We start from the raw sequence: 24131 nt of genomic DNA, 5'->3' as shown, positions 1-24131 counted from the left end.
ACCGGGACGCGAAAGCCACAGTAAACTATTTAAAAGTAAGCGCAAAGCACATCATATTAAATCAAAAAGATAATAAGATTAACGACTTATAGGAAAAGTGACCGAAAACTGTCGGGATCCACGCTTAATCATCACTTCTACCTCATTTTGCTGTGACAGTTTACCAAGCAATTGAGCGTCAGATTGAGGATCACCTAACTGAGAACCGTTAACCGACAAAATGACATCGCCCATCTCTAAACCTGCCGCCGTCAGCAAGGAAGCATAAGGGCTATCTCCTAACCGATACCCGCCACCGGTTGCAGGGGTTATTCCAGCTTCACTGAACAATGCTGAAGGATCCTGTTCCATTTTCTGCTGATATTTACGCATAAAGGCAGCCGCGTTCAGCCTGCGAATATCACCACCAAGCTCCGTCTGAGGCAGATCGCGCACCGCTTTTGGCTGAACAGGCTCACTAACAGGGCGGGCAGGCAAAGACGGTGTCACTCTGGACTGAACACGAGGTTCGGCAACACTGGATAAACCACCTGAACTTGTAGATTCTTTAAAGTAAAGCGCCTCGGGGCTACCATTCCGATCCAGCACAACATGATCTTCATGCACACTTTTCAGATAAATACCGCTCTCAACCTCATCACCCACCTTGTAATAGCTGGCATTAGTATTAAGTGTCGCAATAATCGCCCCGGAGTCTATAGCATTGGGGGCGACAAAAACGGCACTCAAAACCATTTTCAGAGGCGTCTTGGGAACGGCTACTGGCTCGGGAGTCTTTTCCTTCTCAACAAAAAGGCGATCATAAGCTAACACCTGGGAAGTAACCTGAGGTCTTTGACCTGCAATTAGCCAGGATTCAACCACCTGATTGGATAATTCAGCCTTCCCCTCTTTAGCAAACTCCTGCCCCACGAGAGCACCAGACTGCCACCCAATAACGACAACCAGAACACAACCACTAATAGGAGCAAGCATGCTTTGAAGTTTTAACATCAGAACACCTTCTCCTTGTACTTAACCAGAGCCTGATCGACTGGCTTTCTTGGCACAGGAAGATCCGGGACAGCTTGTTTAAGACGCCCAAAAACCTGAGCAGACAACCAACCATCTTTCTTGAGATTAGCCTCTATCAAAGGAGCATCTTCATTCAAAGTGGTCACTTTAGCCTTAACAGTTCCATCTGTTTCTGTAGATACTTTAATAGCCAGTTGAGGATACTGAATAAGCTGAGGCAATTTACCTCCGGGTGGAATGAAATAAGTATCCCCGCCTTGCCAAATAACGGCACCCCGCACAAAATCCGGACGGCCATTGGTAACACGGAATGACAAATTATTGATTGAAGCATTACCGGATATCCATGCCTTATTCTGTTTTAAAAACGGATTGATCAGCAAGGGATGAAGATAACCCGATAGCTGGCCAGTAACAGAAGTAAAGCTCAGACTTGGCGAGGCCGAAAATTTCAACTCTGTCCCGGGATGGATCAGGGTAAAGGAGAGCAACTCCCCAGAGTCCAAAAATGAAGAGAAGCCTAGCCTCCACTTCCCTTTCAATTGCAACCTTTGCCCTTGATTGAGAACAGAAAAAACTGTTTCTCCACGCCAGACAGAACCACTGACTGCTTCAACAGAAACCTGATGAGGCAACTGAAGCTCAGGTTCTATATAATTCCAAACGACTGAAGCGGGAAAGTTAGCCAGAAGCCCCATTACAAATGCCAAAGGCAGAATTCGTTTCACCCACTTCCCTGGAAAAAACTCCGAGAGTTTACCCATATATCCCTTTCCTACAATAAACGTATAAGCAACTCAAATCTTAACGATTCCAAAGGCCTTCAATCTTAGTAATTTTTTCCTGATGTGCTACTAATTCATTTTCCGAAGCTATCAGAACAGGTAAAGGTCGACGATCAGCAGACAAACGATGGATCGCTGTCACATCAGAATGATCATTCCCCCCCTCTTCACTTTCAGCAACCAGCTTCAGATCTGTCTGACCGCCGGTCATCCGCAGATAAACATCTGCCAGAATCTCGGCATCCAGCAAAGCCCCATGCAGCTCACGATGGGAGTTGTCGATATCGTACTTTTTACAGAGAGCATCCAGCGAGTGACGAGAACCAGGATGCATCTGACGGGACATCACCAGGGTATCAAGAATCTGGCAATGATCTTCTGTCTTGCCAAAGTTTGACCCGGTGGCTTCATCAAGCCATTTGAACTCATGGTCCATAAAGCCCACATCGAAGGGAGCGTTATGAATGACCAACTGACTGCCACGAATAAAATCAAAAAATTCCTGAGCCACCTGAGCAAAGACAGGTTTATCGCTCAAAAACTCAAGAGAGATGCCGTGAACTTCCTGCGCTTCTGCATCGATTTCACGCTGAGGATGGATGTACTGATGGTAGGTACGGCCAGTAAATTTACGGTTAATCAGTTCAACACAACCGATTTCAATAATGCGGTGTCCCTGGGACGCTTCAAGGCCTGTGGTTTCGGTATCAAGTACAACTTGTCTCATGGGCTCTGTTCTCAAAAACTCTTGTACTGTAAAGCAGGCAACATCTCAGATGAGTGTGCCTCTGTTCAAATAAAAGGTTACTTCGCCAACAGTTCAGCGATCGCTTCGTTGGCAAGTTCGTCGGCCCGTTCATTATCAGGATGACCCGCATGCCCTTTAACCCATGACCACTTAACCTGGTGCTGGGCAACTGCTTCATCAAGTCGCTGCCACAGATCCTGATTCTTTACCGGTTTCTTATCTGCTGTTTTCCAGCCCCGTTTCTTCCAGTTATGGATCCACTGGGTAATACCCTGACGCAGGTATTGAGAGTCTGTTGTTAACTCAATCTCGCAAGGTCTTTTCAGTAACTCAAGTGCCTGAATCGCCGCCATCAACTCCATACGATTATTGGTGGTCTCAGGCTCCGAGCCTTTAATCTCTTTTTTTGCATCGCCGTAATAGAGAATAGCGCCCCAGCCACCCGGGCCGGGATTTCCTTTACAGCCACCGTCGGTAAAAATTCGAACGAGCTTACTCAAAACAACACCTGTTTACGCCTTAATCCTCACCAAGGCCTACACATCCTTGATTGAACTTAATCCGGCTCTTAGAAAAAGGGAAATATTAACAAATAAAATGACTTAGCGGATAAAAATAGCGAGTTGCTACGCAAGAGTTCAGCCAAACTAGGGGCGGCGTTTTTGCATTGACCGGCGTGCAACCTTCGGTCGACTCATGCCTTTATTAGATGCCGATGTCACAACACCGGGAATAAACTGATTCTGTTGCCAGCGTTTTCGGATCGGTGTTGCACAGCCAACCTCTTTCTTCGCCCAGACAATATAAGCAGCCCCAAAACGATTCAGAACCCCGACAGAATCCAGCCAACGGCTTCGTTCCAGCCAACGACGATTATTGATCGCCGGACGCAGCATTACTGTCTCGACATCCTCAATCCGGTAATCCAACAGCGTCAGCCAGTCATTCAAACGTCCCAGACCAATAAAACGCCCGCCCCAGGGGACTTTCTTACGAGACCGAACTAAGCGGCACGCATTCCAGCTGCTGATGGGATTGAATCCAACAATAATAAGATGTCCCTTATGCTGAGTAACCCGGGCAGCTTCACGCAGAACCATGTGCGGATTTTCAACAAAATCCAAAAGATGGTGAAGCAACACGACATCGATACTGTCATCAGGAAGAGGCAGAGCATCGGCCTTAGAAACCAGCACCGAATCACCGGCATCCGTTACCAACGCAGGACTCCATACCATCGGATGCTTAATCGGTGACAAGTGCTCTAGACTAACGTGAGGAGAAACACCCAGATTCAGAAAGTGATAACCAAAGGTTTTCGCCAGAAAAGGCTCAAGACGCGCAGACTCAGCCTCAAAAAGCTCCCGCCCTAAAGGCTGCCGCCACCATAATTCAAGCGCTTCGGAGAATGCCGCCAATGTTCGCTTATCTTTTCTTAAACCGATAAATTTCACGCGGATTACACCTTATGGGAATTCTGTTTTATCGCACCGTCCGAAGACAACCCGCCCGATGAATGAGTAAAGGCACGGTCTGAACCCGCCGGTTAGCTTCATGGACTTTTCAGCATAACGGAACCAACTACTCTTTCGCTATTGAAAGACCATGTGCGCCTGAGTCATTATGATGAAAAACAAACAGTTAACACGATCAATCACTGTCGTTGTTAATTAAGATCACAGCCCTAGCCAGAGAGTTCAATATGTTAGAGATTAAACCGATTCCTGCATTCAATGATAACTATATCTGGATTATCACTAACAGCGACAACAATGCCTGGGTTGTCGACCCCGGGGATGCAACACCTGTCATCGAATACCTCTCTCAGGAAAAGCTGTCTCTTAAGGGCATTCTGATCACTCATCATCACAAAGACCATACGGGTGGCGTCAAGCAACTGAAAGAAAACTATTCGGTTGAGGCTTACGGTGCGGATGTAAAAGACTGTACGGACAACGTATTAACTCAGGGTGACTCGATAAATGTTCTGGATGTGGAGTTCTCCACACTGTCCATTCCGGGACACACACTGGATCATATCGGTTTCTATTCTGAATCCGAGCAAACTCTGTTTTGTGGCGACACTCTATTCTATGCTGGCTGCGGACGGATTTTTGAAGGCACACCAGAGCAGATGTATTCCTCTCTGCAAAAGCTTGCCGCACTACCGGATGACACCAAGGTTTTCCCGACCCATGAGTACACTCAGTCCAACCTGAAATTTGCTTCCGCGGTAGAGCCTGACAGCCCTTACGTGCTTAACGCTGTTCATAAAACAGATCAGATTCGTAACAGGAATTTACCGACTTTACCCACGACAATTGGCGCTGAAAAATGTCATAATCCGTTCCTCAGAAGTCACCAGCCCCCGGTTATCGCTGCCGCAACGGAGCAATCGGGCACGTTAGTTGTTGATCCTGTTGAAGTTTTTGCCGCGATTCGTCAGTGGAAAGACAATTTTTAATCAGGACTGTACTCAGTTATTTCTAATTTATGATGGTTAACAAAATCAAAAAAGCCGGTTTTTGCCTCTTACCCTTCACCTTGTCATTGGCATTAAGCGGCTGTATCACCACAAAACCTAATCAGGAAGAGCCGGTTGCCAACTCCGCGGTTGCCCCGGCAGATGAACACTTTATCTCTCTGAACGCTTATCGTGCTCAGAGCGAACAAACCATTCAGGATCTGGGGCTTTCAAACCCAAGTTTTGAAAACCCCGGCACCGAGTGGCGCTCATGGGAATCGCCGACTCTACCACAGTTCAACCTGTGGGATCGCCTGTTGCAGAGCTTCAAGCTGGACCTTGAGATCAACAATCCTCGCATTGAAGCCCAGCTGAACTGGTACAAACGCCACCCTCGCTACCTCGAGCGCGTATTCACCCGAGCAGAACGCTACATGTTCCATGTGGTTGAAGAAGTGGAAGCACGCAACCTTCCGGGCGAACTGGCACTGCTACCAATCGTAGAGAGTGCTTACGATCCTTTTGCGTATTCCCACGGCCGCGCATCCGGAATGTGGCAGTTTATCCCGTCTACAGCCCGATATTTCGGCATCGAAAACGACTGGTGGTATGACGGTCGCCGCGATGTACTGGACTCTACCGACGCGGCGCTGACCTATCTGGATCGTCTGGCCCGTCGTTTTGATGGTGACTGGATGCACGCACTGGCAGCTTACAACTCCGGTGGTGGCACCGTTAACCGTGCGATCCGAAAAAACCGTGAAGCGGGCAAATCCACCAGTTACTGGGCTCTTAAACTACCGGATGAAACCAAAGCTTATGTCCCTAAGCTGATCGCTCTGGCCAAACTGGTTAAGCATGCGGATGAATATGGCATCAAGTTACGCCATATCCCGAATGAAGCCTATTTTGCAGCGGTGGATACCGAAGCCCAGATTGATCTGGCTCAGGCAGCCAAGATGGCGGATATCACAATCAATGAGCTGTACCTGCTGAACCCCGGCTACAGCCAATGGGCAACATCGCCTAACGGCCCGCACCGCCTGCTGGTTCCAATTGAGAATGCAGAAATTTTCCGTGAAAACCTGCAGAAGGTTCCGCCTAAAAACCGTATTGCATGGCAGCGCTATAAAGTTGAGTCCGGTGACAGCCTGATCAGCATCGCCAAGCGTTTCCGAACCACCCCTGAGCTGATTCGCGATGCCAATCAGATGCGCGGCAACTCGATCCGTGCTGGCAGTAAGCTTTTGATTCCGATTCCGAAAGCCAGCGCCAGCCACTACGCCCTTAGCTCCAGCCAACGTTTGAAACGCAAACAGAGCTATGACCGCAGCAACACAGGTGGCAACAAGATTGAATATTATGTTCAACCCGGCGACAGCTTCTGGGGGCTTTCCCGTAAGCACAAAGTTGGTGTGCGTGAGCTGGCTCGCTGGAACGGCATGGCGCCAACTGATCCGCTAATGCCGGGTAAAAAGCTGGTGATCTGGTCCAAAGCGGACCGCGCTGTCAGCAACAATGCGAAAAACCGTAAGATCATTCGTCGGGTCGGTTACAAAGTACGTCAGGGCGACTCTCTGGCTCGAATCGCGGGCAAGTTTAATGTCAGCGTAAAACAGATTGTCAGCTGGAATAAGATTGATAAGCGTAAATATCTGCAACCGGGTCAGAGCCTGACTCTTTACGTGGATGTAACCCGCAGCCACTAATTGAACCAGAAGCATATATTTCAGTCTTATCTGTCGCACAGGACAAAAGACGCAACAAAAAAGGGTGCAACGCACCCTTTTTTGTTGCCTATCATTCAGAGATCCGTATTCTCTTAGCTAGACTAAAATCTTCGTAGCCTATTGAAGAATATAAGAAAATCGGCAGGAGCCCACGACTATGCTCAACACATTGAAGCAAGCAACAAGGTTAAGTCACCAAAGCAAGGTTCAAACCAAAGTACAGCAGTTGGCTAAAGCAACACTGGCCTGTTTTGCTCTGACCGCCTCCAGCATCGCTCTCGCCGCAACGCCACAACATGGATTGGCGATGCACGGCGACTTAAAGTACCCCGCCGATTTTTCTCACTTCGATTACGTCAATCCGGACGCCCCCAAAGGCGGCACACTCAAACAAGCTGCTCTTGGCACTTTTGACTCCCTGAATCCTTTTATCATTAAAGGTGTACCGGCAACCGGTATCGGCCTGATTTACGATTCACTGATGGAGTCTTCAGCAGATGAACCCTTCTCTGAATACGGACTGCTGGCAGAAACGGTGACCCGAGCTGAAGATAACAGCTGGGTTGAGTTCGAATTGCGCAAGGAAGCCCGCTTCCATGATGGCAAACCGGTAACGCCCGAAGATGTTATTTTCACTTTTAACACCCTTCGGGAAAAAGGCCGCCCCTTCTATCGTGCTTACTATGCCGATATTGCTGAAATTGTGAAAACCGGCTCACAAACAGTTCGCTTTAATTTCAAATCGACTAAAAACCGTGAACTGCCTCTGATTATTGGTCAGGTTCCGGTACTGCCAAAACATTACTGGCAAGATAAAGACTTCAGCAAAACGACTTTGACGCCTCCTGTGGGTTCTGGTCCCTATAAAATCGCCAAAGTTGACAGCGGACGCTCTATTCACTATCAGCGTGTTGAGAATTATTGGGGAAAAGACCTGCCCATTAATGCAGGTCGTCATAACTTCGATAAACTGGCTTTCGAATATTACCGTGACAGCACAGTTGCACTTGAAGCCTTCAAGGCTGGCGATCTGAATTACCGTCAGGAGAACAGCTCCAAGTTCTGGGCGACAGCCTACGATTCTCCCGCACTGAAAGAAGGCCGTATCGCTAAGGAAAGCATCGATCACAAGAATCCAACCGGTATGCAGGCATTCACCTTCAACCTGCGTCGTGACAAGTTTCAGGACATTCGGGTTCGTCAGGCTCTGAATCTGGCCTTTGATTTCGAATGGACCAATCAGAACCTGTTTTATGGTGCCTACAGCCGCACAGAAAGCTATTTTTCCAATTCTGAACTGGCTGCCAAAGGACTACCTTCAGCAGAGGAAAAAGCGTTACTGGAGCCTTTTAAAGACCAGCTACCCAAAGAAGTTTTCAGCAAAGAATTCAAACTGAACAAAACCCGAGGCGATGGCAACATCCGCAACGAACTGCGACAGGCTACACGCTTGCTGGGTCAGGCCGGATGGAAGGTAAAAGATGGCAAACGAGTTGACCAGAATGGCAACCCGGTTGAGATCGAGATGCTGCTCTACGATTCAACCTTCGAACGAGTTGTGCATCCTTACAAAAAGAATCTGGAGCGCCTCGGTATTACGCTAAATATCCGTATCGTTGACACCACCCAATATATCAATCGGGTTCGTGGATTCGACTTCGATATGATCGTTTACAGCATCGGGCAATCGAATTCTCCGGGTAACGAGCAGCGGGAATTCTGGCACTCGGAATATGCTGACAAAGAAAACTCAGGCAACATCATTGGCATTAAAAATCCTGTGGTAGATGTACTGGTGGAAAAAGTGATCACTGCGGAGAACAGACAAGCTCTGGTTACTGCAACCCGTGCTCTGGATCGTGTACTGCTCTGGGGACACTACGTTGTACCGCATTGGGGAATTACACAGTACCGGGTCGCCTTTGACCATCGTATTAAACACCCTGAAAACACGCCACCTTACCAGCTGGCAACCGATACCTGGTGGTATCAGGATAAGTAAACCATTAAGCCTTTAAACCCTGGGACTGACTTTAAATCAGAACTCAGGGGCATCGCCAATTTGAAGCACCTTCTGCACTATCAGGATTCCCTATGTGGAGCTACATCGCCCGCCGTTTACTGCTGATGATTCCGACTCTGTTCGGCATTATGCTACTCAACTTTATTATTGTTCAGGCTGCTCCCGGCGGCCCTGTTGAGCAGGTTCTGGCCCAGTTGGACGGCATGGACAGTCAGTCCAGCACTCGTATCGGCTCCGGTGAACAAACCGAGCTACAGTCACAAAACTCAGGTTCCAGTTCGGGTTCTGATTATCGAGGAGCACAAGGGGTTGATCCTGCGCTGATTAAAGAGATCGAGCAGCAATTTGGTTTCGACAAACCGGCGCACGAGCGTTTTTTCCAAATGATTGGTCAGTATCTGACCTTTGATTTTGGTGACAGCTTCTTTCGGGACAAACCGGTACTGGATCTGATTCTGGAAAAGATGCCGGTTTCCATCTCTCTGGGACTCTGGACAACACTGATTGTCTACGGAGTTTCCATCCCGCTAGGCATCCGTAAAGCGGTGCAGCATGGTTCACCCTTTGATGTCTGGTCATCAGGTGTGATTATTGTCGGTTATGCCATCCCCAACTTCCTGTTTGCCATTCTGTTAATTGTTGTTTTTGCCGGAGGCAGTTATCTCGACTGGTTCCCGCTACGGGGACTGACCTCAGAAAACTTTGATCAACTGCCCTGGTACAGCCAGATTACCGACTATTTGTGGCATATCACTCTGCCGGTGCTGGCTTCTGTGATCTCAAGCTTTGCCACCCTAACCATGCTGACCAAAAACAGCTTTCTGGATGAGATCAACAAGCAATACGTGATGACCGCCCGTGCCAAAGGCGCGTCGGAAAAACGCGTCCTGTACGGCCATATTTTTCGTAATGCCATGCTGCTGATTATTGCCGGTATGCCTGCTGCGCTGATCGGTATTTTCTTCTCCAGCTCCCTGCTGATTGAGGTGATCTTCTCCCTTGATGGCCTGGGCCTTCTGGGTTTTGAAGCTGTGATGCAGCGGGATTATCCGGTGATTTTTGGCACTCTCTATATCTTTACCCTGATCGGCCTGCTGCTGAAACTGATCAGCGACATCACCTACATTATGGTGGACCCGAGAATCAGCTTTGAAGGACAGAATCGCTGATATGAACGAGACATCATCCACAATGCAGAAGAAAAACCTTACACAGAAACTGGGCTGGATCCCCTCTCCCATTACTCTGCGCCGGATAAGAAGTTTCCGCCAGAACCGTCGCAGTTACTGGGCTCTGATTATTTTCAGCCTGCTATTTGTACTGACCTTGTTTGCCGAAGTAATCGCTAACGACAAACCTCTGCTGATCCGATATCAGGGTGAATGGTTTACACCAACCCTGGAGGTTTACTCGGAAACCCGGTTTGGCGGTGACTTCACCACTGAAGCTGAATATACCGATCCCTACATTCAGGAACTGATCGAATCGGAAGGCTGGATGCTGTGGCCTCTGATTCCTTTCAGTTACGACACCATCAATTATCAGCTGGATCAGCCCGCACCCAGCCCGCCAAGTGCAGAAAACTGGCTGGGCACCGACGATCAGGGCCGTGATGTGCTGGCACGAGTGATCTACGGTTTTCGCATCTCTCTGCTGTTTGCCATAGCGCTGACCATTGGCAGTACGCTTGTTGGTGTGTTTGTCGGTGCAATTCAGGGCTTTTTTGGTGGCAAGATCGACCTGCTTGGCCAGCGTTTTATCGAGATCTGGTCTGGCCTGCCAACCCTTTTTATCCTGATTATTCTCTCTAGTATTGTTGAGCCCAATTTCTGGTGGTTACTGGGCATTATGTTGTTGTTCAGCTGGATGGCACTGGTGGATGTGGTACGGGCGGAGTTTCTGCGCTGCCGGAATCTGGAGTATGTCACGGCAGCCAAGGCATTAGGCGTGCCTAACCGGCTGATTATGTGGCGACACATGCTGCCCAACGCCATGGTCGCCACCATGACCTTTATGCCCTTTATCTTTACCGGCGGTGTCACCACCCTGACTGCGCTGGATTTCCTCGGTTTTGGTCTGCCACCGGGCTCACCATCACTGGGTGAACTGGTCGCCCAGGGCAAAGCCAATCTGCACGCGCCCTGGCTCGGTATTACCGCCTTTGTGGTGCTCTCCGGCATGCTGACACTGCTGGTCTTTATCGGCGAAGGGGTTCGCGATGCCTTCGATCCACGCCATACAGGAGGCCTGTGAGATGAATCCATCCCTCTTAGAGGTCAAAGAGCTGACATTGGCCTTTGGCAATGCGGATCCTGTGGTCAAACAGGTCTCCTTCAGTGTCGCCCGAGGCGAAACGTTAGGTATTGTGGGCGAAAGTGGCTCCGGAAAATCTCTGTCAGCGCTGAGCATCCCCCGCCTGCTACCCGCTAATGCCAGCCTCCTGTCCGGCGAGATTCAGTTTGATGGCCTGCAGCTGCATCAGTTAAGTGAAAAAGAGCTGATGCGCCTGCGCGGTGAGCGTATCTCGGTGATTTTTCAGGAACCCATGTCATCGTTAAACCCGCTGCACAGTATCGGTAAACAGATTGCCGAAATCATTCAGCTGTACCGCCCCATGGGCAAAAAAGAGGTGTTTGCCGAAGTGGTTAAACGCCTGCAGGAAGTGGGTATCGACAACGCTGAACAGCGTTTTGATACCCTGCCCCACCAACTCTCGGGCGGGCAACGGCAGCGGGTGATGATCGCCATGGCGATCGCCAATGAACCTGAGCTGCTGATTGCCGATGAACCAACCACCGCACTGGATCAGCAGATTCAGACTCAGATCCTCGATCTGATCAAAGATCTGCAGCAGAAATACCAGATGGCGGTACTGCTGATCACCCATGACCTCAATATTGTCCGGGATTACGCTGACCGGGTTTGTGTTATGCAACAGGGACAGGTTGTTGAATCGGATTCAACGGAAGCGATCTTTTCCCAACCGAAACAGGACTATACCCGCATGTTGCTGGCGGCAGATCCCGATGGTGAGCCGGTTCCGATACAGCCGGATGCACCAGAGCTATTGAAGGTTAAAGGGCTAAACGTCTGGTATCCAATCCGAACCGGACTTCTGAAGCGAGTAACCGGTCACATCAAGGCTGTCACAGGGGCGAAATTTAATCTGCGACAAGGGGAATGTATTGGCTTTCTGGGTGCCAGCGGCTCCGGAAAAACCTCGCTGGGCATGGCGATTTTGCAGCTAATCAATAGTGATGGTCAGATCCATTTTGATGGCAAAGATCTTAACCAGCTTTCCACTGAAGAGATGCGTCAGATGCGCAAAGAGATTCAGGTGGTACTGCAGGATCCCTTTGGCAGTCTGAGCCCGAGAATGACTGTGGGCGACATTATCGCCGAGGGGCTGAGAGTCCATTATCCGGCCTCTGATGATGAGATTGAACAAGCAGTAGCTCAAGCCATGCTGGAGGTAGGGCTCGATCCTGACACCCGTTATCGCTATCCCCATGAGTTTTCAGGCGGTCAACGGCAACGTATCGCTATTGCCCGCGCACTGATTCTGAAGCCATCTCTGATCGTGCTGGACGAGCCTACCTCGGCACTGGATAAAAGCGTTCAGAAACAGGTGGTGGAACTGCTGAAATCCCTTCAGATCAAACGCCAGATCAGCTATATCCTGATCACCCATGATCCAACAGTCGCTCTGTCCATGTGCCACAAGGTAATTCGACTTGATCAAGAAAATAGTTTGCAGGAAACAGAAAACGTCACCTGATTGCGACTCTGAGCAATCGTTTCGCGTTAGCAGAAGCATCCTGATGCTTCTGCTAACGCTGGCTTTTGCCGGGCTCTTTGTCGCAGAAGAGCGTAATCAAAGCATGTTCTTCACTCTGAATGCTTTTTTAAGCCAACTGCCAGACTTTTTTTGGATCAATATTACCAACCTCGGCAGCACTCTGGCCGGTGCAGCCCTGCTTTGCCTGTTACTGCCCAAGCGACCTAAGCTTGCAGTGCATCTTCTGATCTCAGGTTTACTATGCACTCTGATAATTTATGGGCTTAAACATTCTTTGGATGTGCTTCGCCCTCACCTGATTCTTGATAAAGCGTCTTTCCACTTTATCGAAACGAATATCACATCACCGGCAAGACCCTCCGGACATACGGCAACGGGCTTTTTTATTGCCGGAACAGCCTGGATCTTCCTACGTACAAAAACCTTAAGGCTGGGGATTTCATTGCTCGCCATTTTGATAGGGCTTTCAAGGGTGGCCATTGGCGTTCACTGGCCCTTAGACCTCATCTGGGGGGCTTTAATAGGCCTTGGTATGGGGTATTTCGGAGCTTTGTTGATAACACGCCCTTTTCTGATAACACGCCTAAGCAGCTATAGAAATAGCCATGAAGCTGAGGCGAAAGAGATTGGCTACAGGATTCTGAGCTTGTGCCTGATCTGCTTTATATCAGCATACTTTATCGTTAAGCCTTTGCCTTATTCTGGCGAAAATCTACCTTCCCTCATCGCTATTTACCTCGCATTAACGGTAAGTTTCCTAGGCTGTATAAAGGCGCTGAAAGAAAGGAAGAAGCCTTTAATTTAACAATCAACAGACAATAAAAAAGGAAGCTCATTGAGCTTCCTTTTTCGTTCAATTCTCACCAAGCATTTACAGACGGGTTACGTCAGCCTGATCAGTAATTGCGGTGCGCAGCTGCTGAGTGGTGTTACGCGCCTGAGACAGCTGGATTGCCTGCTCATAGAAAGTAACAATCTCTTCAGACATCTCTGGCTGCTCCACACCGGTCACCTCAACCAGATATACAGTATCGCCCGCTACAACCTTTTCCACCGAACCCTTAGGTTGTGCAAAGGCTTGCTGAACAACTACACGAGGCACATCCTGAGATACACGGGAAACCGCTTTCGCTGATTCAACAGCAAGCTTGGAAGCCTTTGCTGCTGCTTCAAGATCAGAGTTTGCAGACTGAGCAATCAGCTCGCTAGCAACAACCTCAACCGCTGCAACCTGCTTCTCAATCGTCAGCGTCTGTCGGATCTGATCCGCAACCTCATCCAGCGGACGTACTGAAGGCTCTTTGACATCAACAGCGCGAATAACAACAGCATTATGGTCATCCAGTTCAATCAGATCGCTGTTTGCACCTTCCTGCTTAACCAGATCAGAGAACGCCGCGCGTACAACTGCAGGATGAGAAGTAATACCCTCACCACCCTGTGCGGAGAAGAAGTCAGTACTTTCGACTGCCAGCTTCAGCTCTTTAGCTGGCTCCTGAAGGTCTTTAGAGGCAAAACTAGCGTTTGCCAGCTCTTCTGTCAGCAGCAGGTATTTCTCAGCTGCTTTTTTAGCTTTCAGATCCGCTTCCAGAGTCGGCTTCATCTCTTCAAAGGATGCCAGAGCAACAGTCTCCTTCTTATCCAGATAAACCAGGTGAACACCAAATTCAGTCACTACCGGTGCAGAAACCTGACCTTCTTCCAGTGCAAACAGAGCGTTTTCAAAGTCTGCATCGAAGCTATCAGGCTCAACCAGACCAAGCTTACCGCCATCAGCAGAGGAACCAACATCTTCAGAAACTTCTTTAGCCAGTTCAGCAAAGGATTCACCCTGCTCAACACGAGCTTTCACTTTTTCCAGCTCGGCTACCGCTTCCTCTTCCGAACGGCTTTCAGTATCCAGCAGGATGTGAGAAGCATAATAGCTCGCCTGACTGGCGCTACGCTGCTGGTAACTCGCGTAGGCACTTTGCAGTGCTTCTTCAGAAACCACCGCTTCAGCAACGTAATCATCCTGACTAATCTGGATGTAGTTCAGCTTAACGCGCTCAGGCAGCGCAAACGCCTGCTGGTTATTCTGATAGTAAGTATCGATCTCGGCGTCAGAAACAGTGATACCTTTTTGCTGATCAGCTTTCAGAGCAACAAAACGCAGGTCACGGGTCTGGCTATCCAGAGCAATCACCTGACGGATATATTTCTCCGGCATAAACTCGCTCAGGCTAACACCACCCTGCAGCTGATTGATCAGCACATCTTTACGCAGCTCTTCACGGAACTGACGTGGAGCCATACCAACGTTACGCAGCATCATCTGGAACTGATCCGCACTGAACTGGCCATCAGGACCACGGAATTCAGGAGTAGACAGAATCAGACGGTCGATCTGAAGTTCGCTGACTGTCAAACCGCCATCCTGTGCTGCCTGAAGTGCCGCTTCGCGGTTGATCAGAGTCTGCAGGGCGCGCTGACGAATCAGGTTTTCGTTAAGAGCAGACGGATCAGCATCCGGCCCCATTTGAGACAGAGCCTGACGCACCTGACGTTGAGTGGAAATCTCCAGCTCATAACGGCTGATTTTCTTATCGTTGACTGTGGCAACCTCATCGCCACCACCGGTGAACGCCCCAACAATGGCGTCCAGACCAAACATCGCAAAGGTCAGAATAATAAAACCTACGATGAATTTAACCACCCAGCCGGATGACTTGTCCCTGATGTTCTGAAGCATTTAAGTGTCTCTTTTGGGTTCTGAATTATGAATTGTTAGAAAAATTCCAATGATTATAACTGTCTGAGCAGTAATACAAAATGCTGTGACAACAATTAGCGGTACAAATTCAGACAGGAATTACAACAGAGCCAGCCAGGCTACGGAATAAGGGTGCCAATGAACTGCCTCCCTTATTTCAGGCATAAAAAAAGCACATCCGAAGATGTGCTTTTTTATTTGGCGGACCGGACGGGACTCGAACCCGCGACCCCCGGCGTGACAGGCCGGTATTCTAACCAACTGAACTACCGGTCCAAACCCTTTACGCTAAGAAAGAATCTTAGTTTACAGCGTCTTTCAGAGCTTTACCTGGCTTGAAGCTAGGTACTTTAGCAGCTTTGATTTCGATCGGAGCACCCGTTTGAGGGTTACGACCAGTGCGCGCAGCACGCTCTTTCACAGAGAAAGTACCAAAGCCAACCAATACTACTGAATCACCTTTTTGCAGAGACTCAGATACAGTTTCGATCATTGCGTCCAGTGCACGACCAGCAGCAGCTTTAGGAATATCAGCAGACGCTGCAATCGCATCAATCAGTTCAGACTTGTTCACTCTTCACCCCTTAACAATACGGCCAAATCGGCCAAAAACAAATGCGTAGATTATTGGTGGCTTACGCAGAAAAAAACAGGCGCAATTTATACCAATAGACCCTCTAAGCGTCAAGTAATCTAATGAGTACTTGCCTGTGATCCTTTATCTTTTCCTTGAGCGGCATCATCCTTGGCTAAAGGCGCTACAAAAGGGACCGGAGCTTCTGCCAGAGCGATCTCTAAAACTTCATCAATCCACTTGACCGGACGAATATCCAGCTCGCCCTTGATGGAGTCAGGAACCTCTTTCAGATCCTTGCGGTTCTCCTCAGGAATAACTACCGTTTTTATACCACCACGGCGGGCAGCCAGCAATTTTTCTTTCAGACCACCAATCGGTAATACTTCTCCACGCAGGGTGATCTCTCCAGTCATGGCAACCGTACTCTTGACCGGAATACCTGACAATACAGAAATCAGTGCAGTAGCCATACCGATACCAGCACTAGGGCCATCTTTCGGCGTCGCACCTTCCGGCACATGGATATGAACATCTTTCTTCTCATAGAACTCAGGATCGATACCCCAGCCCTGAGCCCGACCACGAACAACAGTCATCGCAGCCTGAATAGACTCTTTCATCACATCGCCAAGAGAGCCGGTCTGAATAGTACGACCTTTGCCCGGAACCGCAGCCGCTTCAAGATTCAGTAACTCGCCACCAACCTGAGTCCAGGCCAGACCGGTTACTCGACCAACCTGATTATCTTCATCAGCAAGACCGTAGCTGAACTTGCGCACGCCACAGTACTCTTCGATCTTTTCCTGAGTTAACTGGATTGGATCATTAAAGCCTTCGGAACCTCGCTTGATAATTTCACGCACTGCCTTACGACAAACTTTGGCGATTTCACGCTCAAGACCACGAACACCGGCTTCACGGGTGTAATAACGGATCAGTTCAAGCAGGGCTTCTTTATCAAAAGCCAGCTCTTTGTCAGACAAACCATTCTGTTCGAACTGCTTCTTAACCAGATAACGTTCAGCAATGGCCAGCTTCTCGTCTTCGGTGTAACCCGGCAGACGAATTACTTCCATACGATCCAGCAAAGGGCCTGGAATATTCATCGAGTTCGAAGTACAAACAAACATCACATCGGACAGATCGTAATCCACTTCCAGGTAGTGATCGTTAAACTTGCTGTTCTGCTCCGGGTCCAACACTTCAAGCAATGCAGATGCCGGATCACCGCGATGGTCCATACCCATCTTATCGATCTCATCCAACAGGAAAAGTGGGTTTTTCACACCGACTTTGGACATTTTCTGCAGCAGCTTGCCCGGCATTGAGCCGATATACGTACGACGGTGGCCACGAATCTCAGATTCATCACGAACACCGCCCAGCGCCATACGAACATACTTACGGTTGGTTGCTTTAGCGATAGACTGACCCAGAGAGGTTTTACCCACTCCCGGAGGGCCAACCAGACACAGAACAGGGCCTTTCAGCTTTTTAACGCGCTTTTGCACGGCCAGGTAATCAAGGATTCGTTCTTTAACTTCTTCCAGACCGTAATGATCTGCTTCCAGAACTTCCTCAGCCTTTTCCATATCGTGAGAAACCTTGGAACGCTTCTTCCATGGCAGGCTCACCATCCAGTCGATATAGCTGCGAACCACAGTTGCTTCGGCCGACATGGTGGACATCATCTTCAGCTTTTTCAGTTCAGCTTCCGCTTTGTCCTTCGCATCTTTAGGCATACCAGCCTTTTCGATACGCTCTGCCAGCTCATCAGCTTCAGAGGCACCATTATCCAGCTCACCCATCTCTTTCTGAATAGCTTTCATCTGCTCATTCAGATAATACTCGCGCTGATTCTTTTCCATCTGCTGCTTAACACGACCACGAACCCGTTTTTCAACCTCAAGCAGGTCGATTTCCGTTTCGATAAAGGTCATCAGCTGCTCGATGCGATCACGCACATTAGCGGATTCCAACAGCTTCTGCTTTTCAGCCACGTTCAGAGACAGATGCGCTGACATGGTATCAACCAGACGACTTGGGTCTGTGATGTTTTTCAGAGAGGTCAGAACTTCTGCCGGAACCTTCTTACTGAGCTTAGTGTACTGCTCAAATTGGTTCATCAGCACATGACACAGGCTCTCAGACTCGCGGTCACTCAGCTCTTCCTGTGAACTCAAGGTAACTTTTGCCTCAAGGAAATCACCGTTATCGGTGATTTCATCCAACTCCGCTCTAGAGTCACCTTCAATCAGAACCTTCACAGTGCCATCAGGCAGTTTTAAAAGCTGCAGAACAGACGCAACAGTACCCACGTTGTACAGATCTTCTGCAGAGGGCTCATCGACGCCCGCTTCTTTCTGAGCAGCCAAAAATACCTTCTTGCCATCAGCCATCGCAGCTTCAAGTGCAAGAATAGAGCGCTCACGACCCACAAATAAAGGCAGCACCATCTGTGGGAAAACAACCACATCCCGCAAAGGTAAAAGCGGCAGGGTCTGCGTTTCTAGAATTTCGTTTGCTTGTTTCTGCTCCATAGCAGAACCACCTCTAAACCGGAACGTACCGGCCAATCCAATACGTTGAAAACTTATAATTTGCAGATGGGGACATTAAAAAATAATACAACCCCTTGATCTGACGTAAAAAAATAATCATCAGATCACGGTGATAAAGCCAATACTTAACTCAGAATAGCCATCTGCAATTTAACTCAAAAAAAAAGGGCCCCACAGGGCCCCTCTTCTATGCAGAAATCAGCCCTTATCACCGGAGGCCAGATCTGCATTGTCATTGCTGTATATCAGCAGGGGTTCAGACTCGCCCCGGATGACATTGTCATCGACGACAACTTTACTCACCCCCTCCGAGGAAGGGATATCGTACATTGTCGGCAGCAGAACAGACTCAAGAATCGAACGAAGACCACGAGCACCGGTTTTACGCTCCATCGCTTTCTGTGCAACAGCAACAAGCGCCTCGTCACGGAATTCCAGTTCAACGTCTTCCATCTCAAACAGCTTAGCATACTGCTTGGTCAGTGCGTTCTTAGGCTCACGAAGAATCTTAACCAGAGCATCTTCATCCAGCTCCTGAAGAGTCGCCACAACCGGCAAACGACCAACAAATTCAGGAATCAGGCCAAAGCGAACCAGATCTTCCGGTTCAACATCCTGCAGCATGGCACCAACAGACTTATCCAGCTCTTTGCTTTGAACTTCAGCAGAGAAGCCGATACCGCCTTTGGATGAGCGATCCTGAATCACTTTCTCAAGACCGGCAAATGCACCACCACAAATAAACAGAATATTTGAAGTATCAACCTGCAGGAATTCCTGCTGAGGATGCTTACGACCACCCTGCGGAGGTACAGATGCCACTGTTCCTTCAATCAGCTTCAGCAGCGCCTGCTGAACACCCTCACCGGATACATCACGGGTGATTGATGGGTTATCTGATTTACGGGAGATCTTGTCGATCTCGTCAATGTAAACGATACCGCGCTGAGCTTTCTCTACATCGTAATCACACTTCTGCAGCAGTTTCTGGATGATGTTTTCAACATCTTCACCCACATAGCCCGCCTCAGTCAGCGTCGTCGCATCAGCAATAGTAAACGGAACATTCAGCAGACGAGCCAGAGTCTCAGCCAGCAGAGTTTTACCACTACCGGTCGGGCCAATCAGAAGAATATTACTCTTGCCCAGTTCAACATCGTTTTTAGAACGACCACCATGACGCAGACGCTTGTAGTGGTTATAAACCGCCACAGCCAGAGTCATCTTAGCTTTAGGCTGACCAATAACATACTCATCCAGAGTTGAGCGAATCTCTTTAGGAACAGGTAAACGCTCAGATTCAGTCTCTGGTTTATCTTCAGCAATCTCTTCGCGAATGATGTCATTACACAGATCAACACATTCGTCGCAGATATAAACAGAAGGGCCGGCAATCAGCTTGCGTACTTCATTCTGATTTTTTCCGCAGAATGAGCAGTACAACAGCTTGCCGCCATCATTACCGGAATCATTTTGGCCCATTCGTTACCTCGGTTACTCAGTCGCGGCAGCCACGCAGGCCACCGCTAAAATTCAACAGCGCTGAATCAGCCCTGCGTTCGCTGATTCAGTACTTTATCAATCAGCCCGTATTCTACTGCAGTCTCACCATCCATGAAGTTATCACGGTCGGTATCTTTAGCGATCTCATCGATCGGCTTACCGGTGTGATGAGACAGAACCTTATTCAGCTTCTCACGAATCGTCAGAATTTCGCGGGTATGGATCTCAATGTCAGACGCCTGTCCCTGGAAACCACCTAAAGGCTGGTGAATCATCATTCGGGAGTGTGGCAGACAGTAACGCTTACCTTCAGCACCACCAGCCAGTAAAAGCGCGCCCATACTTGCCGCCTGACCGATACACATAGTGCTGACATCTGGTTTGATAAACTGCATGGTGTCATAGATCGACATACCTGCAGTTACAGAGCCGCCCGGAGAGTTGATGTACAGATGGATATCTTTATCCGGGTTCTCGGACTCTAAAAACAGCAATTGAGCGACGACTAAATTTGCCATGTGATCTTCAACAGGTCCAACCAGAAAGATCACACGTTCTTTTAAGAGACGTGAGTAAATATCGTATGCACGCTCGCCCCGTGATGATTGCTCAACAACCATTGGCACCAGGCCAGAATTCATAATCTCGTGCGGATTGCTCATATGCATATTCCCTTAGTAAAAATGCCTGACCCCCATAATAGAGGTCAGGCCATGAAGTCGTCAAAACGATATTTGCAGATTAAGCAGCTTCAGCGTTTTTCTCAGCTGGCTTAATAGCATCGTCGTAAGACATTTCTACTTCATTTACAGATGCTTCGTTCAGCAGATTTTCAACAACCTGCTCTTCCAGCACTGCAGATTCCAGCTGCTGACGCATTTGCTCGTTGTTCATGTAGTAATCAACAACCTGCTGAGGATCCTGATAAGACTCAGCCAGTTTTTCTACATAAGCGCGGATCGCAGCTTCATCAGCCTTCAGTTCTTTAGCTTCAACAACAGAAGCCATCAGCAGACCCAGTTTAACACGCTTCTCAGCCTGCTCCTGGAACAGCTCTGCAGGCAGCGCAGACGCATCAAAGTTAGAAGGACCACCGAACTGCTGAACAGCTTGCTGACGCAGAGCATCGATTTCGTTGCTGATCAGAGCCTTAGGAACATCGAACTCGTTACGCTCAACCAGAGCAGTTACGATCTGTTCTTTAACTTTGTTTTTGATAGTCTGTTCCAGCTCACGCTCCATGTTTTTCTTAACATCAGCGCGGAAAGCTTCCAGACCACCTTCTTCAACGCCGTACAGCTTGAAGAAGTCATCGTTCAGCTCAGGTTTCTGCTGTTCAGATACTTTATTCACTTTAACTTTGAATACTGCATCTTTACCTTTCAGCTGTTCAGCCTGGTAATCTTCAGGGAAAGTTACGTTTACGTCTTTCTCTTCACCTGCTTTAGTACCTACCAGCTGAGCTTCAAAGCCCGGAATGAAAGTACCGGAAGACAGACCCAGGTCGTGACCTTCTGCTTTACCACCTTCAAAAGCTTCACCGTCGATGAAACCTTCAAAATCGATATTAACCTGATCCTGCTCAGTTGCAGCACGGTCAACTTCGTTCCACTTAGCTTGCTGCTCACGCAGAACTTCGATCATTTTGTCCAGATCTTCGTCAGATACAGAAGCAACTGGCTTCTCTACAGACAGATCTGCTACTGAACCAACTTCAACTTCTGGGTAAACTTCCAGAGTTGCAACGAATTCCAGGTCTTTACCTGCTTCGTTTACAGAAGCATCGATTTCAGGGAAACCAGCTGGGTTCAGCTTTTCCTGAGTGATTGCTTCAACGTACTTGGTACGCATAACTTCAGAAACAACCTCTGCACGCACTTCGTTGCCATACTGACGACGAACAAAGCTCATTGGCACCTTGCCACGACGGAAGCCGTTGATACGTGCGCTTTTAGCAGTCTGCTGCAGACGCTGTTCAACTGCTTCATCAATTTGCGCTGCTGGCACCTGAATTGTGACGCGACGCTCAAGACCAGAAGTCGTTTCAACGGAAACTTGCATGAAAAATCCTCGCAATACTTTTTTAATGCTTCTTTATAGATAAGCCGAAAGAGTGAGATTTTAAGAGCAGAAACACTCGCAAGCAAGCGGTTATCGCTCTTTCAGGGCATCTGAAGAGAAAAGAAATAGCAAAAAGATTCAGACTTCAGATATCTGACGGCCAGATTCACAGTAAACACACAAAGGCGATATAAATCAAAGCGTTACAGGAATTAAATAAAGAAGAGATGAGATACAACAGATAAGAAAAGAGATGGTCGGGATAGAGGGATTCGAACCCCCGACATCCTGCTCCCAAAGCAGGCGCGCTACCAGACTGCGCTATATCCCGACATATAAATCTGATCATTCTCGAAGAGAATGGGGTGAACGATGGGACTCGAACCCACGACAACCGGAATCACAATCCGGGGCTCTACCAACTGAGCTACGCTCACCACAAAACATGCAAAAGCATGGGTAGAAAAGATGGTCGGGATAGAGGGATTCGAACCCCCGACATCCTGCTCCCAAAGCAGGCGCGCTACCAGACTGCGCTATATCCCGACTTCAACAACTCAGAAGATTAACCCAAGCTGCTTACAACACTCTGCCGAAGCAGAAACTGGGGTGAACGATGGGACTCGAACCCACGACAACCGGAATCACAATCCGGGGCTCTACCAACTGAGCTACGCTCACCACCGAACCAAATGACTACTCATTCAGCAAAACGTCGAACTGAACACTGGCGCGCCCAGCAGGACTCGAACCTGCAACCTACGGCTTAGAAGGCCGTTGCTCTATCCGGTTGAGCTATAGGCGCGTTACAAGTCCAAAAATGGTCGGGATAGAGGGATTCGAACCCCCGACATCCTGCTCCCAAAGCAGGCGCGCTACCAGACTGCGCTATATCCCGACTTACTTTCGACTAACACTATTGATTGGCTTCCGTGAGTGGCCGTCTCAACATGGGGCGCATTTTATACACACCTACAAAGCTCGTCAACACTAATTTTAAAAAAAATTTAAGTTTTTCATTTAGATACAAGACATTGGCCTTGGATATTCCCCCGCAACGGGGAACATGCGAAAATAGATATATCAGTCACACAGCATGGGCAGGAGCACCTCCAAAAGATGAACGCCAAAATTATTGATGGCAAACAGATTGCGCAAGACATCCGCGATTCTATCTCCTCTAAAGTACAACAACGTGTTGCCAATGGTCAGCGCGTACCCGGCTTAGCCGTTGTACTTGTTGGTGAAGATCCGGCTTCCGAAGTATATGTACGTAACAAGAAAGCCGACTGCGAAAAAGCCGGTTTCAAATCCTTCTCCTATGATATGCCTGCATCAACTTCTCAGGATGAACTCCTGAAGCTGGTTGATAATCTGAACAGCAACCCTGAGGTTGACGGCATTCTGGTTCAGCTGCCTCTGCCTGCCCACCTGGATTCAGATCTGATCCTGGAACGCATTCAGCCGAACAAAGATGTTGATGGCTTCCACCCCTATAACCTGGGTCGCCTGGCGCAACGCCTGCCGGTTCTTCGCCCATGCACTCCAAAAGGTATTGTTACCCTTCTGGAAAGCACCGGTGTTGACATGCACGGCCTGAAAGCAACCATCGTCGGCGCTTCAAATATTGTTGGCCGCCCAATGGCACTTGAACTGCTTCTGGCAGGCTGCACAGTTACCGTTACCCATCGCTTCACCAAGAACCTTGAAAAAGAGGTTTCTGAAGCTGACGTACTGGTTGTTGCTGTTGGCAAACCGGGCCTGGTTAAAGGTGAATGGGTAAAAGAAGGCGCCATCGTTATTGATGTAGGCATCAACCGCCAAGAAGACGGCAAACTGGTAGGCGATGTTGAGTACGATGTCGCTGCAACCCGCGCCAGCTGGATCACCCCGGTTCCTGGTGGAGTAGGCCCAATGACCCGCGCAGCTCTGCTGGAAAACACCCTGCAGGCCGCAGAGATGCATGACGCTGAGTAACCCATCAGCTTCAGCACAAAAAAGGGGATGCCAATTGGCATCCCCTTTTTTATTCACCCTGTCCCGTCCTGAATAAGACCGACACCTCAGAGAGGACTACTTATCTATCAAATGCAGCCTCCCAACAAGATGACAAA

General features: G+C 48.8%; 19 protein-coding genes and 7 tRNA genes. 8 read left to right on the top strand and 18 right to left on the bottom strand.

Translation table 11 applies throughout. The features are described 5' to 3' along the window. Positions 1-78: 78 nt before the first annotated feature. The 5 genes from BV405_RS12415 to BV405_RS12395 form a co-directional block, all read right to left on the bottom strand. Complete coding sequence (locus tag BV405_RS12415; RefSeq protein ID WP_086481217.1) at positions 79-993, bottom strand: type II secretion system protein N; 915 nt, start codon at positions 991-993, stop codon at positions 79-81. After that, positions 993-1778 (bottom strand): hypothetical protein, encoded by a 786-nt coding sequence (locus tag BV405_RS12410; protein WP_086481216.1) that lies wholly within the window; start codon positions 1776-1778, stop codon positions 993-995. Before BV405_RS12410 ends, BV405_RS12415 begins: the two co-directional genes overlap by 1 nt. A gap of 40 nt (positions 1779-1818) precedes the next feature. After that, on the bottom strand, positions 1819-2526 hold the full coding sequence (gene dnaQ, locus BV405_RS12405) for a DNA polymerase III subunit epsilon (protein WP_086481215.1): 708 nt from the start codon (positions 2524-2526) through the stop codon (positions 1819-1821). Positions 2527-2603: 77 nt separating this feature from the next. Beyond that, positions 2604-3047 carry a ribonuclease HI gene (gene rnhA / locus BV405_RS12400; RefSeq protein WP_086481214.1) on the bottom strand — a complete coding sequence of 148 codons (444 nt, stop codon included), beginning with the start codon at positions 3045-3047 and terminating at the stop codon, positions 2604-2606. A 147-nt stretch (positions 3048-3194) separates the two neighbouring features. Next, positions 3195-4001, bottom strand: coding sequence for a class I SAM-dependent methyltransferase (locus tag BV405_RS12395; RefSeq protein WP_086481213.1), 807 nt, complete (start codon positions 3999-4001; stop codon positions 3195-3197). 248 nt (positions 4002-4249) lie between these two features. Here BV405_RS12395 and gloB point away from each other — a divergent pair, with 248 nt between their 5' ends. The 7 genes from gloB to BV405_RS12360 all read left to right on the top strand — a co-directional run bounded on the left by gloB (position 4250) and on the right by BV405_RS12360 (position 13368). After that, a complete protein-coding gene (gene gloB, locus BV405_RS12390; RefSeq protein WP_086481212.1) occupies positions 4250-5011 on the top strand; it encodes a hydroxyacylglutathione hydrolase in 762 nt (253 codons plus the stop codon). A 29-nt stretch (positions 5012-5040) separates the two neighbouring features. Continuing rightward, positions 5041-6720, top strand: a complete 1680-nt coding sequence (locus tag BV405_RS12385; protein ID WP_245832317.1) for a lytic transglycosylase — start codon at positions 5041-5043, stop codon at positions 6718-6720. 178 nt (positions 6721-6898) lie between these two features. After that, positions 6899-8743, top strand: a complete 1845-nt coding sequence (locus BV405_RS12380) for an extracellular solute-binding protein (RefSeq protein ID WP_086481211.1) — start codon at positions 6899-6901, stop codon at positions 8741-8743. Positions 8744-8835: 92 nt separating this feature from the next. Then, positions 8836-9933, top strand: a complete 1098-nt coding sequence (locus tag BV405_RS12375; protein WP_086481210.1) for a microcin C ABC transporter permease YejB — start codon at positions 8836-8838, stop codon at positions 9931-9933. A gap of 22 nt (positions 9934-9955) precedes the next feature. Further along, positions 9956-11017: an ABC transporter permease gene (locus tag BV405_RS12370; protein WP_217895651.1), complete on the top strand. Its 1062-nt coding sequence runs from the start codon at positions 9956-9958 to the stop codon at positions 11015-11017. A gap of 1 nt (position 11018) precedes the next feature. Next, complete coding sequence (locus BV405_RS12365; RefSeq protein WP_086481208.1) at positions 11019-12542, top strand: ABC transporter ATP-binding protein; 1524 nt, start codon at positions 11019-11021, stop codon at positions 12540-12542. Positions 12543-12585: 43 nt separating this feature from the next. After that, on the top strand, positions 12586-13368 hold the full coding sequence (locus BV405_RS12360) for a phosphatase PAP2 family protein (protein ID WP_086481207.1): 783 nt from the start codon (positions 12586-12588) through the stop codon (positions 13366-13368). Positions 13369-13434: 66 nt separating this feature from the next. Here BV405_RS12360 and BV405_RS12355 read toward each other — a convergent pair whose 3' ends face one another. The 13 genes from BV405_RS12355 to BV405_RS12295 form a co-directional block, all read right to left on the bottom strand. Further along, positions 13435-15294, bottom strand: a complete 1860-nt coding sequence (locus BV405_RS12355) for a SurA N-terminal domain-containing protein (protein ID WP_086481206.1) — start codon at positions 15292-15294, stop codon at positions 13435-13437. A gap of 220 nt (positions 15295-15514) precedes the next feature. Then, positions 15515-15591 (bottom strand) — tRNA-Asp (locus tag BV405_RS12350). Between the two features lie 25 nt (positions 15592-15616). Continuing rightward, positions 15617-15889, bottom strand: coding sequence for an HU family DNA-binding protein (locus tag BV405_RS12345; RefSeq protein WP_028303739.1), 273 nt, complete (start codon positions 15887-15889; stop codon positions 15617-15619). 119 nt (positions 15890-16008) lie between these two features. Further along, positions 16009-18432: an endopeptidase La gene (lon, locus tag BV405_RS12340; protein ID WP_086481205.1), complete on the bottom strand. Its 2424-nt coding sequence runs from the start codon at positions 18430-18432 to the stop codon at positions 16009-16011. A 219-nt stretch (positions 18433-18651) separates the two neighbouring features. Continuing rightward, positions 18652-19935 carry an ATP-dependent Clp protease ATP-binding subunit ClpX gene (gene clpX / locus BV405_RS12335; protein ID WP_086481204.1) on the bottom strand — a complete coding sequence of 428 codons (1284 nt, stop codon included), beginning with the start codon at positions 19933-19935 and terminating at the stop codon, positions 18652-18654. Positions 19936-20000: 65 nt separating this feature from the next. Then, a complete protein-coding gene (clpP, locus tag BV405_RS12330; protein WP_086481203.1) occupies positions 20001-20618 on the bottom strand; it encodes an ATP-dependent Clp endopeptidase proteolytic subunit ClpP in 618 nt (205 codons plus the stop codon). A 79-nt stretch (positions 20619-20697) separates the two neighbouring features. Next, positions 20698-22017 carry a trigger factor gene (gene tig, locus BV405_RS12325; RefSeq protein WP_086481202.1) on the bottom strand — a complete coding sequence of 440 codons (1320 nt, stop codon included), beginning with the start codon at positions 22015-22017 and terminating at the stop codon, positions 20698-20700. 254 nt (positions 22018-22271) lie between these two features. Further along, positions 22272-22348: transfer RNA gene (locus tag BV405_RS12320), tRNA-Pro, on the bottom strand. Between the two features lie 30 nt (positions 22349-22378). Next, positions 22379-22454, bottom strand: a tRNA-His gene (locus BV405_RS12315). A 32-nt stretch (positions 22455-22486) separates the two neighbouring features. Further along, a tRNA-Pro gene (locus BV405_RS12310) sits at positions 22487-22563 on the bottom strand. Between the two features lie 59 nt (positions 22564-22622). Beyond that, positions 22623-22698 (bottom strand) — tRNA-His (locus BV405_RS12305). A gap of 47 nt (positions 22699-22745) precedes the next feature. Continuing rightward, a tRNA-Arg gene (locus tag BV405_RS12300) sits at positions 22746-22822 on the bottom strand. Positions 22823-22838: 16 nt separating this feature from the next. After that, positions 22839-22915: transfer RNA gene (locus BV405_RS12295), tRNA-Pro, on the bottom strand. A 221-nt stretch (positions 22916-23136) separates the two neighbouring features. Between BV405_RS12295 and folD the strand changes: the two genes are divergently transcribed. Next, positions 23137-23994, top strand: coding sequence for a bifunctional methylenetetrahydrofolate dehydrogenase/methenyltetrahydrofolate cyclohydrolase FolD (folD, locus tag BV405_RS12290; protein WP_086481201.1), 858 nt, complete (start codon positions 23137-23139; stop codon positions 23992-23994). The last annotated feature ends 137 nt before the right edge of the window (positions 23995-24131 follow it).

Source organism: Oceanospirillum sanctuarii (genome assembly GCF_002150805.1).
In the GTDB taxonomy this organism is placed as follows: Bacteria; Pseudomonadota; Gammaproteobacteria; order Pseudomonadales; family Halomonadaceae; genus Oceanospirillum; species Oceanospirillum sanctuarii.
The sequence above is the reverse complement of the archived record's forward strand: the minus strand, read 5'-3'. Positions and strand labels throughout refer to the sequence as shown.